This is a genomic window from Kluyvera sichuanensis (genome assembly GCF_014218705.1).
Taxonomy (GTDB): domain Bacteria; phylum Pseudomonadota; class Gammaproteobacteria; order Enterobacterales; family Enterobacteriaceae; genus Kluyvera; species Kluyvera sichuanensis.
This window is the reverse complement of sequence record NZ_JABBJF010000012.1, coordinates 59,130-73,877: the sequence shown is the minus strand read 5'-3', so window position 1 is coordinate 73,877 and position 14,748 is coordinate 59,130. Positions and strand designations below refer to the sequence as shown.

General features: G+C 57.0%; 14 protein-coding genes. 7 read left to right on the top strand and 7 right to left on the bottom strand.

What is annotated here, in order from left to right; all coding sequences use genetic code 11:
* Positions 1 to 79 precede the first annotated feature (79 nt).
* On the top strand, positions 80 to 394 hold the full coding sequence (locus HII27_RS14170; protein WP_106928512.1) for a DUF485 domain-containing protein: 315 nt from the start codon (positions 80 to 82) through the stop codon (positions 392 to 394).
* A complete protein-coding gene (actP, locus tag HII27_RS14165) occupies positions 391 to 2,040 on the top strand; it encodes a cation/acetate symporter ActP (RefSeq protein WP_185668473.1) in 1,650 nt (549 codons plus the stop codon). Before HII27_RS14170 ends, actP begins: the two co-directional genes overlap by 4 nt.
* Positions 2,041 to 2,247: 207 nt before the next feature.
* Here the strand turns inward: actP and HII27_RS14160 are convergent, their stop codons facing one another.
* On the bottom strand, positions 2,248 to 3,813 hold the full coding sequence (locus tag HII27_RS14160) for a hypothetical protein (protein ID WP_185668472.1): 1,566 nt from the start codon (positions 3,811 to 3,813) through the stop codon (positions 2,248 to 2,250).
* Between the two features lie 47 nt (positions 3,814 to 3,860).
* Between HII27_RS14160 and HII27_RS14155 the strand changes: the two genes are divergently transcribed.
* Entirely contained in the window at positions 3,861 to 5,156 is a 1,296-nt protein-coding gene (locus tag HII27_RS14155) for a Gfo/Idh/MocA family protein (protein WP_185668471.1), read from the top strand.
* Between the two features lie 109 nt (positions 5,157 to 5,265).
* Positions 5,266 to 6,549: an ABC transporter substrate-binding protein gene (locus HII27_RS14150; RefSeq protein WP_396401357.1), complete on the top strand. Its 1,284-nt coding sequence runs from the start codon at positions 5,266 to 5,268 to the stop codon at positions 6,547 to 6,549.
* Positions 6,550 to 6,634: 85 nt separating this feature from the next.
* On the opposite strand, the gene HII27_RS14145 is transcribed toward HII27_RS14150, so the two are convergent.
* The gene (locus HII27_RS14145; protein WP_185668469.1) at positions 6,635 to 7,324 is read right to left on the bottom strand and encodes an LrgB family protein; all 690 of its coding nucleotides are present in this window, start codon (positions 7,322 to 7,324) and stop codon (positions 6,635 to 6,637) included.
* The gene (locus tag HII27_RS14140) at positions 7,317 to 7,727 is read right to left on the bottom strand and encodes a CidA/LrgA family protein (protein WP_185668468.1); all 411 of its coding nucleotides are present in this window, start codon (positions 7,725 to 7,727) and stop codon (positions 7,317 to 7,319) included. Before HII27_RS14140 ends, HII27_RS14145 begins: the two co-directional genes overlap by 8 nt.
* A gap of 102 nt (positions 7,728 to 7,829) precedes the next feature.
* Between HII27_RS14140 and HII27_RS14135 the strand changes: the two genes are divergently transcribed.
* Positions 7,830 to 8,714, top strand: coding sequence for a LysR family transcriptional regulator (locus HII27_RS14135; protein ID WP_185668467.1), 885 nt, complete (start codon positions 7,830 to 7,832; stop codon positions 8,712 to 8,714).
* 82 nt (positions 8,715 to 8,796) lie between these two features.
* Here the strand turns inward: HII27_RS14135 and HII27_RS14130 are convergent, their stop codons facing one another.
* The 3 genes from HII27_RS14130 to soxR form a co-directional block, all read right to left on the bottom strand.
* Entirely contained in the window at positions 8,797 to 10,443 is a 1,647-nt protein-coding gene (locus HII27_RS14130) for a Na+/H+ antiporter (protein WP_185668466.1), read from the bottom strand.
* A gap of 251 nt (positions 10,444 to 10,694) precedes the next feature.
* On the bottom strand, positions 10,695 to 12,044 hold the full coding sequence (locus HII27_RS14125) for an NCS2 family permease (protein WP_185668465.1): 1,350 nt from the start codon (positions 12,042 to 12,044) through the stop codon (positions 10,695 to 10,697).
* 409 nt (positions 12,045 to 12,453) lie between these two features.
* Positions 12,454 to 12,912 (bottom strand): redox-sensitive transcriptional activator SoxR, encoded by a 459-nt coding sequence (gene soxR / locus HII27_RS14120; protein ID WP_185668464.1) that lies wholly within the window; start codon positions 12,910 to 12,912, stop codon positions 12,454 to 12,456.
* A gap of 87 nt (positions 12,913 to 12,999) precedes the next feature.
* Here soxR and soxS point away from each other — a divergent pair, with 87 nt between their 5' ends.
* Together soxS and HII27_RS14110 are read left to right on the top strand one after the other, a co-directional pair.
* Positions 13,000 to 13,329 (top strand): superoxide response transcriptional regulator SoxS, encoded by a 330-nt coding sequence (gene soxS / locus HII27_RS14115; protein ID WP_185668463.1) that lies wholly within the window; start codon positions 13,000 to 13,002, stop codon positions 13,327 to 13,329.
* Between the two features lie 252 nt (positions 13,330 to 13,581).
* A complete protein-coding gene (locus HII27_RS14110; protein ID WP_185668462.1) occupies positions 13,582 to 13,863 on the top strand; it encodes a YjcB family protein in 282 nt (93 codons plus the stop codon).
* A gap of 47 nt (positions 13,864 to 13,910) precedes the next feature.
* Here the strand turns inward: HII27_RS14110 and HII27_RS14105 are convergent, their stop codons facing one another.
* The gene (locus HII27_RS14105; protein WP_185668461.1) at positions 13,911 to 14,654 is read right to left on the bottom strand and encodes an IclR family transcriptional regulator; all 744 of its coding nucleotides are present in this window, start codon (positions 14,652 to 14,654) and stop codon (positions 13,911 to 13,913) included.
* Between the last annotated feature and the right edge of the window lie 94 nt (positions 14,655 to 14,748).

Here is a 14,748-nt window from a genome sequence, read left to right as displayed (position 1 = left end):
GAGAAAGGAACAGTACGGTGTTCTGGTTCTGATTTGCACAACAAAAAACACTACGTAAAAAACCTCTGGAGACTCTGTGATGAATGATCAAATTTGTCAGCAGATAGAAGATAGTGCGCATTTCAGGGAGCTCGTCGAAAAACGGCAACGGTTTGCCACCTTCTTATCGCTGATCATGTTAGTGGTGTACGTCGGTTTTATTTTACTCATCGCTTTTGCCCCTGGCTGGCTTGGCACGCCGCTGCATCCGGGCACTAGCGTCACGCGCGGCATCCCGATTGGGATCGGCATTATCGTCATTTCCTTCTTGCTGACCGGCGTCTACGTCTGGCGGGCCAACAATGAATTCGATCGCCTGAACAAGGCCGTACTGCGTGAGGTAAAAGCATCATGAAGAAAGTCCTGACGGCGCTGGCCGCCACACTTCCTTTCGCAGCCAACGCGGCCGATGCGATTAGCGGACACGTTGAGCGCCAGCCAACCAACTGGCAGGCGATTATCATGTTCCTGATTTTCGTCATGCTGACGCTGTACATCACCTACTGGGCCTCAAAGCGCGTACGTTCACGCAGCGATTACTACACCGCTGGCGGCAACATTACCGGTTTCCAGAACGGGCTGGCGATTGCTGGTGACTTTATGTCAGCGGCCTCGTTCCTCGGTATCTCCGCGCTGGTGTACACCTCCGGCTATGACGGACTGATCTACTCGCTCGGCTTCCTCGTCGGCTGGCCAATCATTCTGTTCCTGATTGCCGAACGCCTGCGTAACCTCGGCCGCTACACCTTTGCCGACGTCGCCTCGTACCGACTGAAGCAGGGGCCAATCCGTATGCTCTCCGCCTGCGGCTCATTGGTGGTAGTCGCGCTGTACCTGATCGCCCAGATGGTCGGTGCCGGTAAGCTTATCGAACTGCTGTTCGGCCTCAACTACCACGTCGCCGTGGTGCTGGTTGGCGTGCTGATGGTGATGTACGTGCTGTTCGGCGGCATGCTCGCCACCACGTGGGTACAAATCATCAAAGCGGTACTGCTGCTGTTCGGCGCCAGCTTCATGGCCTTTATGGTGATGAAACACGTCGGCTTTAGCTTCAATAACCTGTTCACCGAAGCGATGGCGGTACACCCGAAAGGCGCGGCCATCATGAGCCCTGGTGGGCTGGTGAAAGATCCGATATCGGCGCTGTCGTTGGGTCTCGGCCTGATGTTTGGTACTGCGGGTCTGCCGCACATCCTGATGCGTTTCTTCACCGTCAGCGACGCCAGCGAAGCGCGTAAGAGCGTGTTCTACGCGACCGGCTTTATGGGCTACTTCTACATCCTGACCTTTATCATCGGCTTCGGCGCGATCATGCTGGTTGGGGCGAACCCGGCGTTTAAAGACGCAGCGGGCGCGCTGATTGGCGGCAACAACATGGCGGCGGTTCACCTGGCCGATGCCGTGGGCGGTAACCTGTTCCTCGGCTTTATCTCTGCGGTCGCCTTCGCCACCATTCTGGCGGTGGTCGCCGGCCTGACGCTGGCCGGAGCTTCGGCGGTTTCTCACGACCTGTACGCCAACGTCTTTAAGAAAGGCGCGACCGAACGTGAAGAGCTGAAGGTCTCAAAAATCACCGTGCTGGTGCTGGGCGTGGTAGCGATTCTGCTGGGCATTCTGTTCGAGAATCAGAACATCGCGTTCATGGTGGGCCTGGCGTTCTCCATCGCGGCAAGCTGCAACTTCCCAATCATCCTGCTCTCCATGTACTGGTCAAGACTGACCACTCGTGGCGCCATGATTGGTGGCTGGCTGGGCCTGCTGACGGCGGTGGTACTGATGATCCTTGGCCCAACCATTTGGGTGACGATCCTCGGCCACGAGAAGGCTATCTTCCCGTATGAGTATCCGGCGCTGTTCTCTATTGCCATCGCCTTTATCGGTATCTGGTTCTTCTCCGCCACCGATAACTCCGAAGAAGGTAATCGTGAACGCGAGCAGTTCCGCGCGCAGTTCATCCGTTCGCAGACCGGTCTGGGCATCGACCAGGGCCGCGCACACTAAAATCCCCTCCCCGGCCGCCTGGTCGGGGATCACATTTTTTCCCCCTTTAGGTGACGTTTATCACGTCGCTAAAACGAAAAAAGCCGATGCGCATCACAAGCTTTATCTGCGATTCGCAAAGGCCATCACACTTTTCCCGTTTTCACGCCAATCCCCGGTTTTACCTCTACGACGTTTACAGACAACGCTCGCCGCGCTTTTTATTCTTTACTCAAGGCTTCTGGCAAAGCGGGTTAAGCGCTCCGGGCTTAACAGCAGCGGCAAGAACAGCGGGCCGCTGGCGGGCGGGTTCACCAGCCAACGTTCCAGCGTATCGGCATAACGAAGTAGCTGCTGTTGATGCTTTTGCAGCGTGTCGGCGGGCAGGCTTTGCGGGCCGTAGTGATCCAGCCACAGGGCGTCGGTCACCGCCGCCGCGACGCGAGAGAACATCTGGCTGTAGATTTCCGCGCTACGCCAGGCGGCTAGCAGCACCTCCAGCGTGTCGTCCGGGCAGGTAATTCGCGGCATCAGCTCTCGCAGATTTTGCACCGTGCGGGCCGCGAGGAAGCAGGCGGCCTCTTTTTCCAGCGTCACCCGCTCGCGCTGCTCTTTGCCAAGCGCCGGGTCGTCAGTCGGCATTAAGGGCTGCCAGGCGTGCATCCAGTTGGCGCTGCGGGTGTCCATATGCAGCAACTGCTGCGCCTGAGAGAGGCTCTCCGGGATCTGGCTTTGGTAGTGCAACCGCCGTCCGAGGAAGTTCGGCGTTTTACACAGCCAGTCGTAGCTGGCGTGGACGATGGCAGAGAGCTGATGTTTATCCTGCGTCGAGCGAAAGCCAAGCTGCTGATGCGCGGCCCAGCGTTCAAAGGCCGACGGCGCGGCATCGTCAACCTGGTTGGCGGCAGACAGCCCAAAGAGATTAATCGCGTTGGCGGAGTCCATGACCCGGCTATCGGGCAGCCACTGCCAGCTTACGCGAGAGGTAATGGCCTCAATTTCGTTCTCGGCGGCGCTCAGCGCCCAGCTCAGGCGGCCGCTGATCTCATCGGCCAGATAGCACGGCAGCGCGGTCCAGCCGTAGCCTGTACCGAAAAGATCGTACTCGATCCATTTTTTATGCCCCGGCAGCGTCGCAATGTGCGGGTGGTTCGCAAAACCGGGATGATAGTCCAGTTCGGTGGCTTTGATAGAGGCGCGAACGTCGTCCGAGAGCCGAGCAAGAATGTTGGAAAGCTGCTGGCGCGGCCAGCTGTCATCAATAAAGTCGCGCAGCACCAGCTTTTTCCCTTGGGCGCGCAGCAGGCTCCAGACATCGTGCAGGCTCTGCTGCCAGCGAGCGGTCTGAAAGTCCGGGGTGGTCAGGCTCAGAATCATGCCGCTGAGGTGCGGCAACGACGGCAATAGCGGATGCAGTATCGCGGCATAAAACTGCTGCCAGAAATCCGGCGCGCTTCTTTCGTCGAAGGTCAGTTCGGGAAATTTACGCTTAACAATATCGTCATTAGGCGCCGCTTCCCCCTGTAACCAGAACGAAAGGTTATTTTCCGCCAGATAACGGTCAACGCGTTTTAAATACTGCAACGCGTAATGCTGCTGATGAATAAGGTTCTCGACGTGGAGTTTCGGACTCAACGGCAAGGGCGTCGCAAGAATGGAAAGCAGTTCCTGTTGGTGCAGGATGATGCCGGTGAAACCGTGCTGTTTCGCGCTTTTAACGCCCTGAATAAACCAGGGCCAGTGCCAGATAAAAGTGCTGTTCAGCTCCATCAATTGATGCGGAATACGTTTCATGGCGTCGCCTTGCTGATTTTGGTGTTGATATATTAATCGAGGATGTCATGAAAAAATATGCGTTGGTCGGGACTGGAGGTCGTGCAGGTTTATATATTTCCGCTATTGGTGGAACCTGGCGTAATAACGCCAAAATGGTCGCCTTTTGCGACACCAACCAGACGCGAATGAATTACGCCAATACGCTGCTGCAAAAAGAGGGAGCCGAGCCGGTCTCCACCTGGAAAGCGGCGCAGTTTGAAGAGATGATCCGCGAAACCCGCCCGGACATCGTCATCGTCACCACCATGGACCGCACCCACGACGACTATATCGTTCGGGCGCTGCACGCGGGCTGCGATGTGATCACCGAAAAGCCGATGACCATCGACGAGAAGCGCGCGCTGCGTATTCTGGACGCCATCGAAGAGACCGGGCACACCGTGCGTGTGGCCTTCAACTACCGTTACGCGCCGCACCACAGCAAGGTACGCGAGCTGCTGATGCAGGGCGTGATTGGCAACGTCACCTCCGTTCACTTCGAGTGGCTGCTCAATACTGAGCACGGCGCAGACTATTTTCGCCGCTGGCACCGCGAAAAACGCAACAGCGGCGGCCTGCTGGTACATAAATCGACTCACCATTTCGACCTGATGAACTTCTGGCTGGCAAGCTATCCGGAGCGCGTGTACGCCGAAGGCAGCCTGCAGTTCTACGGCAAAGAGAACGCCGAGAAGCGCGGCGTCAGCCAGTTCTACCCGCGCACCCACGGCTTTGCCGAAGCGAAGGACGACCCGTTCGCGCTGAATATGGCGGACAACGAACAGCTGAAAGCGCTCTATCTGGACGCCGAGCACGAAGATAACTACTTCCGCGACCAGAGCGTGTTCAGCGACGGTATCACCATTGAAGACACCATGTCAGTGCTAGTGAAATACCAGAACCAGGTACAGCTCACCTACTCGCTTAATGCCTATCTGCCGTGGGAAGGGCTGAACGTGGTGTTTAACGGCACCGAAGGCCGTCTGGAGATGAAGATCGTCGAGAAATCCTACGTCAACGCCGGTGGCAAACGCGAAAACGAAGGCAGCCTGGAGCAGTGTGATATCACCGTCTTCCCAATGTTTGCCGAGCCGTGGAAGGCGGAGTTTAACCTCGGTGAAGGCGGCCACGGCGGCGGCGATAACGCCATGCTGGCGGACCTGTTTGGCGAGCCGGGCAACGACCCGCTGCAGCGCGCCGCCGACCACCGCGCGGGGGCAATGTCTATCCTCACCGGTATTGCGGGCAACATTTCGATGCAGCAGCAGCGCCCGGTGAACTTTAAGGAGTTTGAACTGGTTTCCCGTCTGACAAAACGTTAAGCCGCATGCTTTCCGGCGCGGCAGGGAGACTGCGCCGGAGTGACTGGTCAGTATTTTGCTGTTACTCACCTGTTTAATAACGCTATTAATGCCTCTATCCTGGAGACAAATAATGAATAAACTCGTTTCAGGTGTCATCGCATCGCTGTTATTTTCCTGTACCTCTGCCTGGGCGCAGCAGCCCGTTGAATTACGCATGTCGTGGTGGGGCGGCAATAGCCGTCACCAGGCGACGCTGAAAGCGCTGGAAGCCTTCGAGAAAAAGTACCCCGATATTAAAGTGAAGGCCGAATACACCGGCTGGGACGGGCACCTCTCGCGCCTGACCACCCAGATGGCCAGCGGCACCGAGCCGGACGTGATGCAGACCAACTGGCCGTGGCTGATCATCTTCTCCAAAAACGGTGAAGGCTATTACGACCTCAATAAGCTCAAGGGCGAGCTTGATTTCAGCCAGTATCAGCCCAAAGATTTGCAGTCCACCACCGTCAAAGGCAAGCTCAACGGTTTGCCTATCTCAGTCAACGCGCCGGTCTTTTACTACAACGATGTGACCTGGCAAAAAGCCGGGCTGGCCTACCCTAAAACCTGGGACGAATTCTTTGCCGCCGGAAAGGTGTTCCAGCAGAAACTGGGCAACAACTACTATCCGTACACCATGGTCGATCAGGACGTGATTCTGCTGCTCAACGCCTACATGATGCAGAAACACCAGAAGCCGATGTTCAACAGCGACGGTAAGTTTGCCTGGGATGAGGCGCAGTGGATTGAGGCGTTCAACTTTGTGAAGCGGCTGAGCGATGACCACGTACTGCCGTCACCGAAAACGCTCTCCGCCTACGGCAAGGGCAATCTGTATGAGATGAAGCCATGGATTAACGGCGAATGGGGCGGCCTGTTCACCTGGAACATCACCATCCGGATGTTTGCCAACAACATGACGCCACCGGCGAAACTGGTGCTCGGCGACTATGTGATGCAGCCGGGAACGGACGAGTCCGGCGTCTACTTTAAAACGTCGCAGATGTTCTCGATAGCGAAATCGACAAAGCATCCGAAAGAGGCGGCTATTCTGCTGAACTTCCTGGTCAGCGACCCGCAGTCGGTGGAGGCATTAGGGCTGGAGCGCGGTATTCCGCTGAACAAGGCGGCAGAAACGCTGCTGACCGAAAAAGGGGTGATTGATCCGAATGACCCGGTCGTCGCCGGATTGCGCCAGGCACAGTCGCTGCACACCACCGCTGTCGCCACGCCGTATATTGAGGATTTGCAGGTTATCGATCAGTTTACCTCGGCCCGCGAAAAGCTCGACCTCGGTAAGCAGACGACTGCAGAGGTAGTCGCCGATTTCCGCCAGCAGGTGGAGCGCATTGTGCGGCGGTTGAATCGCTAGCTTTTCCTGATGGCGCGTCGCTTATCAGGCCTACGGGATTGCGCCCTTGTAGGCCGGGTAAGCGCAGCGCCACCCGGCAGCAGCATCAGAACATTATCCAGCCCACTAACGGCGCCACCAGCACCATCACCACGCCGGACAGCATCATCACCAGGCTCGCCACCACGCCTTCCTGCGGCCCCAGCTCATAGGAGCGCGCCGTCCCGGCACCGTGCGATGCCGCGCCGAAGCCCGCGCCTTTTGCCATCCCTTCACGAATGGATAAGCGCAGGAACAGCACGTCGCCAATCGCCATGCCGAATACGCCGGTCACCACCACAAATAGCGCCACCAGCTCAGGCTGGCCGCCGAGCGACTTTGCCGCCGCCAGAGCAAATGGCGTGGTGATGGAACGCACCGCCAGGCTACGCTGGATTTCATCCGGCAGCGTAAACAGCCGTGCCAGCCACACCGAACTGGTCACCGCAACTACCGTCGCCGTGATCACTCCCGCCGACAGCGACATCCAGTGGCGTTTGATGATCGCCAGGTTGTCGTACACCGGCACCGCAAACGCAATGGTCGCCGGGCCGAGCAGCCACAGCAGCCAGTGCGCTTCGCCCATGTAGTTCTGATAGGAGATATGGCCGAACACCAGCATCAGCACCAATAACACCCGGGTTAGCACTAGCGGCATCAGCGGCAGCTTGCGAAAGCGGCGATAGAGGCGTTTGTTGGCAAAGTAGAGCACCAGCGTAATCGCCAGGCACAGCACGCTCAGCTGAAAGTTACTCATGGCGCATCCGCTTCAGTTCGTAGCGATAAACCTTATCGACCACCCATGCGGTCGCCGCCAGCACCATCATCGTGCTCAGCGCAATCACCACAAATATCCGCCAGCCGTCGACCATCAGCAGTTGGGCATAGTTCACCACCGCCACCACTGCCGGCACAAAGAACAGCAGCATTTCCGCCAGCAGCCAGCGCGACCCCGCGCGAACCCATTTCAGCGGCACGATATGGCAGACAATCAGCGCCAACAGCAGCACCATGCCCACCAGGTTAGCGGGCAGCGGCAGATGCCACCGGTTCACCAGATAGTCAGCAAACACAAACAGCCCCGCGTACAGCACAACCTGTACCGGAACCTGAAGACGGTTTAAAACGGAGGGCACAACGCGCCCTAAGGCCTCAGCCATGGAGGGATGTCCAGAAAAAATGAGAGAGGCACAGTATAGTGAGACAACGATGATGACAAAAATGAATTAAACTCATCGGTAGCATAGTTAAGAGGCATAATCATGGACATCAGAACGCTGCGCTACTTTGTCGAAGTCGTTCGTCAGCAGAGCTTTACCCGCGCGGCGGAGAAGCTCTTCGTGACGCAACCCACCATCAGTAAGATGCTCAAAAATCTGGAAGACGAGCTGAACTGCACCCTGCTCATTCGCGATGGCCGCAAGCTGTTGATGACCGATACCGGGCAGGTGGTGTTCGATCGCGGGCTGGCTATCCTCGACGAATTTCGCCAACTGGAGGCCGAGCTTAGCGACATTAACCATCTCAACAAAGGCGTGCTGCGCCTCGGTATTCCACCGATGGTTGGCATGCTGATGGCCGGGCCGATTAGCCTGTTTCGCCAGCGCTATCCCGGCGTGGAGCTGAAAATTTCCGAAGGCGGCGGCCTGACCGTGCAGCAGGCGGTAATGAACGGCGAGCTGGATCTGGCGATGACGGCGCTGCCGGTGGAAGAAGAGAGCGCACTCACTACCCGGCTCTTGTTCAGCCACCCCCTTTGCGTACTGGTGCCGCGCTCCGGCGACTGGCTGGAACAGACCTCGGTTTCACCACAGCAGCTCGCCGCCCACCCTTTGCTTATCTACAACGAAGATTTCGCCCTTAGCCGCCAGCTGATGCAGCTGTTTGCGCGTCACAACGTCAAGCCGCGCATTGCGGTGCGCAGCGGGCAGTGGGATTTTCTCGCCGCGATGGTCCAGGCGGGCGTTGGCGTGGCGATTCTGCCTGAGCCGATTTGCCGCAGGCTTGATGAGAAAACCCTGCGCTGGCTGCCGCTGGAGAGCGATCTGCGCTGGCAGTTAGGGATGATTTGGCGGGAAGGGGTCTATTTGTCTCACAGCGCCCAGGCGTGGCTGAAGTGTTGCGAGGGGTTTAAGGTGCCGGAGTAGAAGTTTAGGCACGGTGCGCCCCCTCACCCTAGCCCTCTCCCCATAGGGGAGAGGGAACTGGCTGGCACACGCTTTATCCGTATTACGCATCTTCAATCAACAGCGCTTCCAGCAGGTCGAGGTCGTGCAGCAGCTTCTGCAAAGTCTCGTTGCTGATCTGGCGCGTCGCACGCAAGTGGTACAGCTCCCCGCGCTCGGAACGCAGCGCCGCAAGGCGGAAGCGGCGTTCAAGCTGCTCTTCCAGCATCGAAGTTTCTACATCGTTACGCCCATCGACACGGCGACGCAGGTTACCAATCACACGTGAACTGACCTCGGTCAGCAGCTGGTTATCGATATTCTCGGTGGTATCCGCAGCAAGACGCTCTTCCATTTTCTGGATGGCGACAATCGCCACGTCAGCCGTTGCGGCCCGCGCCAGGCGCTCTTCTTTACGCTGCTGGACGTTATCGCTCGACTCAATATGACGCAGCAGAATCGGCAACGCGATCACCCCGACAAACAGCGAGAACAGAATCACGCCCGCAGCCAGGAAGATCAGCTCATAGCGCGCCGGGAAGGCGTCGCCTGAAGGCAGCAGCAGCGGGATGGAGAGCACACCAGCAAGGGTAATCGCCCCGCGCACACCGGCCACGGAAGAGATCAGCAGCTCACGGGTGGTCCACGAACCAAACTCCATCGGTTTCTTTTTCAGGAAGCGCTGGCTCAGCTTACGCATCGTCCACAGCCAACCAAAACGCACCAGCATCAGCGCCGCGTAAATCAGGATGATATCGGTAAACAGCATCCAGGTTTCAACGTTCGGGTCAGCCTCTGCCGCTACCAGCGAGCTTTCGAGGATATCCGGCAATTGCAGACCCAACAGCAGGAACACCATGCCGTTAAACACAAATTCCAGCATCGCCCAGGTACTGTTGGCACGCAGACGCATCGCCAATGGCGCGGTGCGCATCACGCCGGAACGGGTGATGGTCATCCCGGCCGCTACCGCCGCGAGGATACCGGAAACCCCGATATGTTCGGCGATCAGGTAAGAGGCGAACGGCAGAAGGAACAGCAGCACAATCTGCGTGGCAGGTTCATCACCGCCCCAGCGGCTGAGGAAGCGCATTGAGCGACCGTACGACCAGCTGACCACAAAGCCCGCCAGGATGCCGCCAATCGCCACTTTGAGGAATTCCACCGTGGCGCCACCGACGGTAAAGACCATCGTGCCCATCGCTACCGCGACGGCAAACTTCAGCGACACCAGGCCAGAGGCGTCGTTCATCAGCGCCTCGCCCTGCAGAATCCCCATGATTTTTTTCGGGATGCGCCCTTCACCGACAATCCCGGAGAGCGCCACGGCATCGGTCGGAGACAGCACGGCAGCCAGCGCAAAGGCTGGAATCAGCGGAATACCCGGCACAATCCAGTAGATCAGGAAGCCAATCCCCACCACCGTCACCAGCACTAACGCCAGCGCCAGCCCGAGGATCTCTCGCCCATGCTCAATAAACTCACGGGTCGGCGTTTTCCAGCCGTCGGCAAACAGCAGCGGCGGGATAAACAGAACGAGGAACAGTTCCGGGTCAAATTCAACGTGCAAACCAAACGTCGGCCACGCCAGCAGCGCGCCGATGGCGATTTGCATTAATGGAAGTGGGATCTGGAAGGGCATTACGCGCGTAACCACCCCGGAGAGCGAAACCACAAGGGTCATGATGAGTATGGTAAAGAATATTTCCATGCGTTCCCTGTTTACAGCGTTGTCTTATTATTCAAAACATGAAGCGTCGTGCTTCCGAGTTTACGTTACCCAGATTAACGCAAAAGGAAACGAGAGGTGGCTGAAAATAGAAAAAAAGTCCGGACGCGTAGCCCGACCAAGCGGAGCGCCGCCGGGGCAGGTTCCGAACCGTTCCCGACGGCGCTCCGCTTGGCCGGGCTACAAATAAAAAACCCGCCATCAGGCGGGTTTTTTGTACGGCAGTGGCGAGATTAAATCGCCCAACCGCCCGCATAGAACACCACCAGCGCCGCCGCAATAATCACGGTGCCGATGTTCAGCTTACGCCATTCGCCAGAAACCACGCGGCCAATCACCAGGGTCGCGAAGCCAATCATGATGCCGGTAACGATGTTACAGGTCAGCACGATCATCACGGCGGTGATAAGCCCGGACATCGCGTCAACAAAGTCGTTAAAGTCGATGCGCGCCACGTTGCTCAGCATCAGCAGGCCGACGTACATCAGCGCAGGTGCGGTGGCATAGCCTGGAACCAGGTAAGAGAGCGGGGAGAGGAACAGAATCAGCAGGAACAGGATGCCGACGGTGATCGCCGTTAAACCCGTTTTACCGCCTGCCGCCGTACCCGCTGCGGATTCGATATAGACCGCTGCCGGGGATGCGCCCACAACCGCCGAGAACACACTGCTCAGGGAGTCAGTGGTCAGCGCTTTGCCGCCATTGATAATCTGGCCGTCTTTATCCAGCAGGTTTGCCTGACCGGCTACCGCACGGATAGTCCCGGTGGCGTCAAACACCGCGGTCATCACCAGTGCCAGTACGCTTGGCAGCACAACCGGGTTCAGCGCACCCATAATATCAAGGCTGCCGATCAGCGAGTTGCCTTTGTCATCGCTCAGCGATGGCATGGCGAACACGCCGGAGAAATGCACGTTGGGATCGAAAATCAGACCGACGATGGAGACACCGATGATGGTCAGCAGAATGCCGCCCGGTACCTTCAATTTCTCCAGACCGATGATCATCGCCAGACCGACCAGCGTCATAATGACCGGGAAGCTATCGAACTGACCCAGCGCAACCGGCAGGCCGTCCAGTGGGTTTTTCACTACCATGCCAACGCCGTTCGCGGCGATCAGCAGCAGGAACAGGCCGATACCAATGCCCGTACCGTGCGCAATGCCCTGCGGCAGATTGCGCAAAATCCAGCTACGGATACCGGAGGCAGAAATGATGGTAAACAGCACACCCATCAGGAATACCGCGCCCAGCGCAACCGGAATACTGATGTGCTGGCCCAGCACCAGGCTGAAAGCGGTGAAGGCGGTCAGTGAGATCGCACAGCCGATCGCCAGCGGCAGGTTTGCCCACAGGCCCATCACGATAGAACCGACACCGGCCACCAGGCAGGTCGCCACGAAGACCGCAGCCGGTGGGAAACCGGCTTTACCCAGCATGCCCGGCACCACGATCACCGAGTAAACCATCGCCAGGAAGGTAGTTAGACCGGCGACAATCTCCTGACGAACGGAGCTACCACGTGCAGAAATTTTAAACCAGGCGTCTAAAGAACCGCCGGTACGCGCTGAAGGCGTAGACATAGAAAACATCCCCTGAGAGTTTTTATCATTCGTTCGTCTGCGTGGTGGAACATCCACTTCCAGCTAAGCGTCATCTCCATGTGCTACTTGCGGCAATAGGGGAGCCACAAAAAAGCAAACGATTAACTCCGCGCAGACAAAACGATATTCGGAATTCCTTACCCTCGGCGTGTGCGAGATAAGGTTGACCCGCTCATTTTCGGCGTAAGATGCGTCCGAAATTTGAAGGCAAACGATTATCTGGCTTTTATGCCCCTTTTTTCAACAGAAGTTTGCCCTGGTTTATGAAAATTAACGAATGCCGATGAAGAATTGCTCAACCCATGCGCAAACGTTATCGTCCATGCGCAATCCGGCAACATTTCTATGGCAAAAATGTCGCAATTTTCCGGAGAGGAATGCATAAGGATTATTCTTCTTCCAGCAAACGCGCCCCGGTCCCTTCTTCCCCCAGTTTATCGCCGGGGTTACGCAGCGGGCAGTCGCGCAACGACATACAGCCACAGCCGATGCAGCCGTCAAGTTGGTCACGCAGCGCCTCCATGGCGTGAATGCGTTTATCCAGCTCTTCGCGCCACTGGGTGGTGAGATGCTTCCAGTCTTTTGGCCCGAGGGTATGGTTTTCCGGCAGCACGCTGAACGAGTCGCCGATAGTCGCCAGCGGAATGCCGAGGCGCTGGGCAATTTTAATGATCGCCACATAGCGCAGCACATCGCGCTTATAGCGCCGCTGATTGCCACTGTTGCGTGTGCTGTGGATCAGCCCTTTGCTTTCATAAAAATGTAACGCAGAGACCGCAACCCCAGTTCGTTTCGCTACTTCACCGGGTGATAACAGCGTTTTTATGCGCGTCGTCTTTTTTTCCATAATCCGCTTTACCTCAAGTTAACTTGAGGAATTATACTCGCCGACAGAACAGAAATCGACGCAAAAATAGACAACGGGGAGAGCCTTATGTCCCATCGGGAAATTATTCAAACGCTAATTGAATGGATAGATGAACATATCGATCAACCGCTTAATATCGACATCGTGGCCCGTAAGTCCGGCTACTCGAAGTGGTATCTGCAAAGAATGTTCCGCACCGTGATGCATCAGACGCTGGGTGACTACATCCGCCAGCGACGCCTGCTGCTTGCCGCAGAGGCGCTACGCACCACCCAGCGGCCTATCTTTGATATCGCCATGGATCTCGGCTACGTTTCGCAACAGACCTTCTCACGCGTATTCCGCCGCGAGTTTGACCGCACGCCGACGGACTACCGCCACCAGATCTCTGCCTAACCCGCATTCAGGCTGCTGCACCGCGTGTGGCGGCCTTATCCATGCTTACAGGATGGTTATTGGATTGACAAAAATCCTGCGTTTACCTCTGGTGAATAAAACAACAAACGTGATATAGTTCACATAACGAGATGAAACAGAAACACTGTTTCACTCAATTTGTGAATGCCTTCAGATAGCCAGAGCGCCCAGTGCCTCATTACACAAGTGCTGTCAGGGCAGCTTGTTGTTTATCTCTGAGGAAAAGGTCCCATGCTTTCACTTACCGCAGGCGTTACGCTGTTACGCTGGCCGTTAACCAGCGCCGTGCTGATGTTCGTTGCTAGTACCCTGAAAATCAAACTCCGTAAAGCCGACTACATCGGCCTGGGCGCTATTTGCAGCATGCTGGGTCTTGCGGCCGCCTGCTGGTTTGCCACCAGCTTATTAGGGATAACCATGGTCGAAATTTCCACCATTACTAACAATATCAAAGATGTGATGGTTGAAGTGATGAGCCAGACGCCGCCAGAATGGCCGGTCGCGCTCTATTAATTGCAGAAAACCCCGCTTCGGCGGGGTTTTTTATTGTCTGAATGCGGCTATTCCCCGTCTAAGGCCAACGCAATACGCCGGGCCGCTTTTTTGAGTTTGTCCTGCCACTCCCCCACGTTGCTTTGCGCAAAATGTTGAGTCGATGAGACCAGCGCCAGCGCAGCACAGTGCTCTTTTGGCGCAAAACGCAGCGGCACCGACAGCGATGACACCCCCGCCGCTAGCTCTTCATCCGCCCGGTAGCAGCCCGCTTTGCGAATTTGCAGCATCCGTTTCAGGAACGCCTCTTCCGTGTCGCCTAATCCTGCCGTCAGAACCTCTTCACGAAAACGTTCGTACAGCCCACGCTGCTGCTTCGAGGTTTGGTTGGCGATCACCACCTTTGGCGCGCTGCCGGAAAACATCGGGCGCGGACGGCCTCGGCCGTAAATCAACGCAATTTCCTGAGTCGAGGACTCGTGATGCAGGTCGAGAAACACATCGCCATCAAGCCTGGAGAGCGTGCAATGACAGCCCGTCTGCTTCACCAGCTCACGCATTTGCGGGATGCTGGCTGCCAGCAGCGGGTCGGTGCTGCGGATGACATAATCCAGCAGAGTGATGCGCGGCCCCAGCGCATAATAGCCACCGTTAAAGCGCTGCAGCAGGCCAGTGTGCATCAGCTCTTTCAGGTAGCGATAGCCGGTGGGCGTGGAGCATCCCAGCGCTTCCACGATACGGTCGGCTTCCCACACGGGGCGTTCTGCAGTGAACAGGTCAAGTACCGACAGCATCCGATTCAGGCTGGTCATTATGTCTCTCCATGGCACAAAATGTGCATTGTAGCCGTTGCCATCGATGCTAACCAGATAGCGGCCTCCGACGGCCTGAAAAAGCCATACTCCT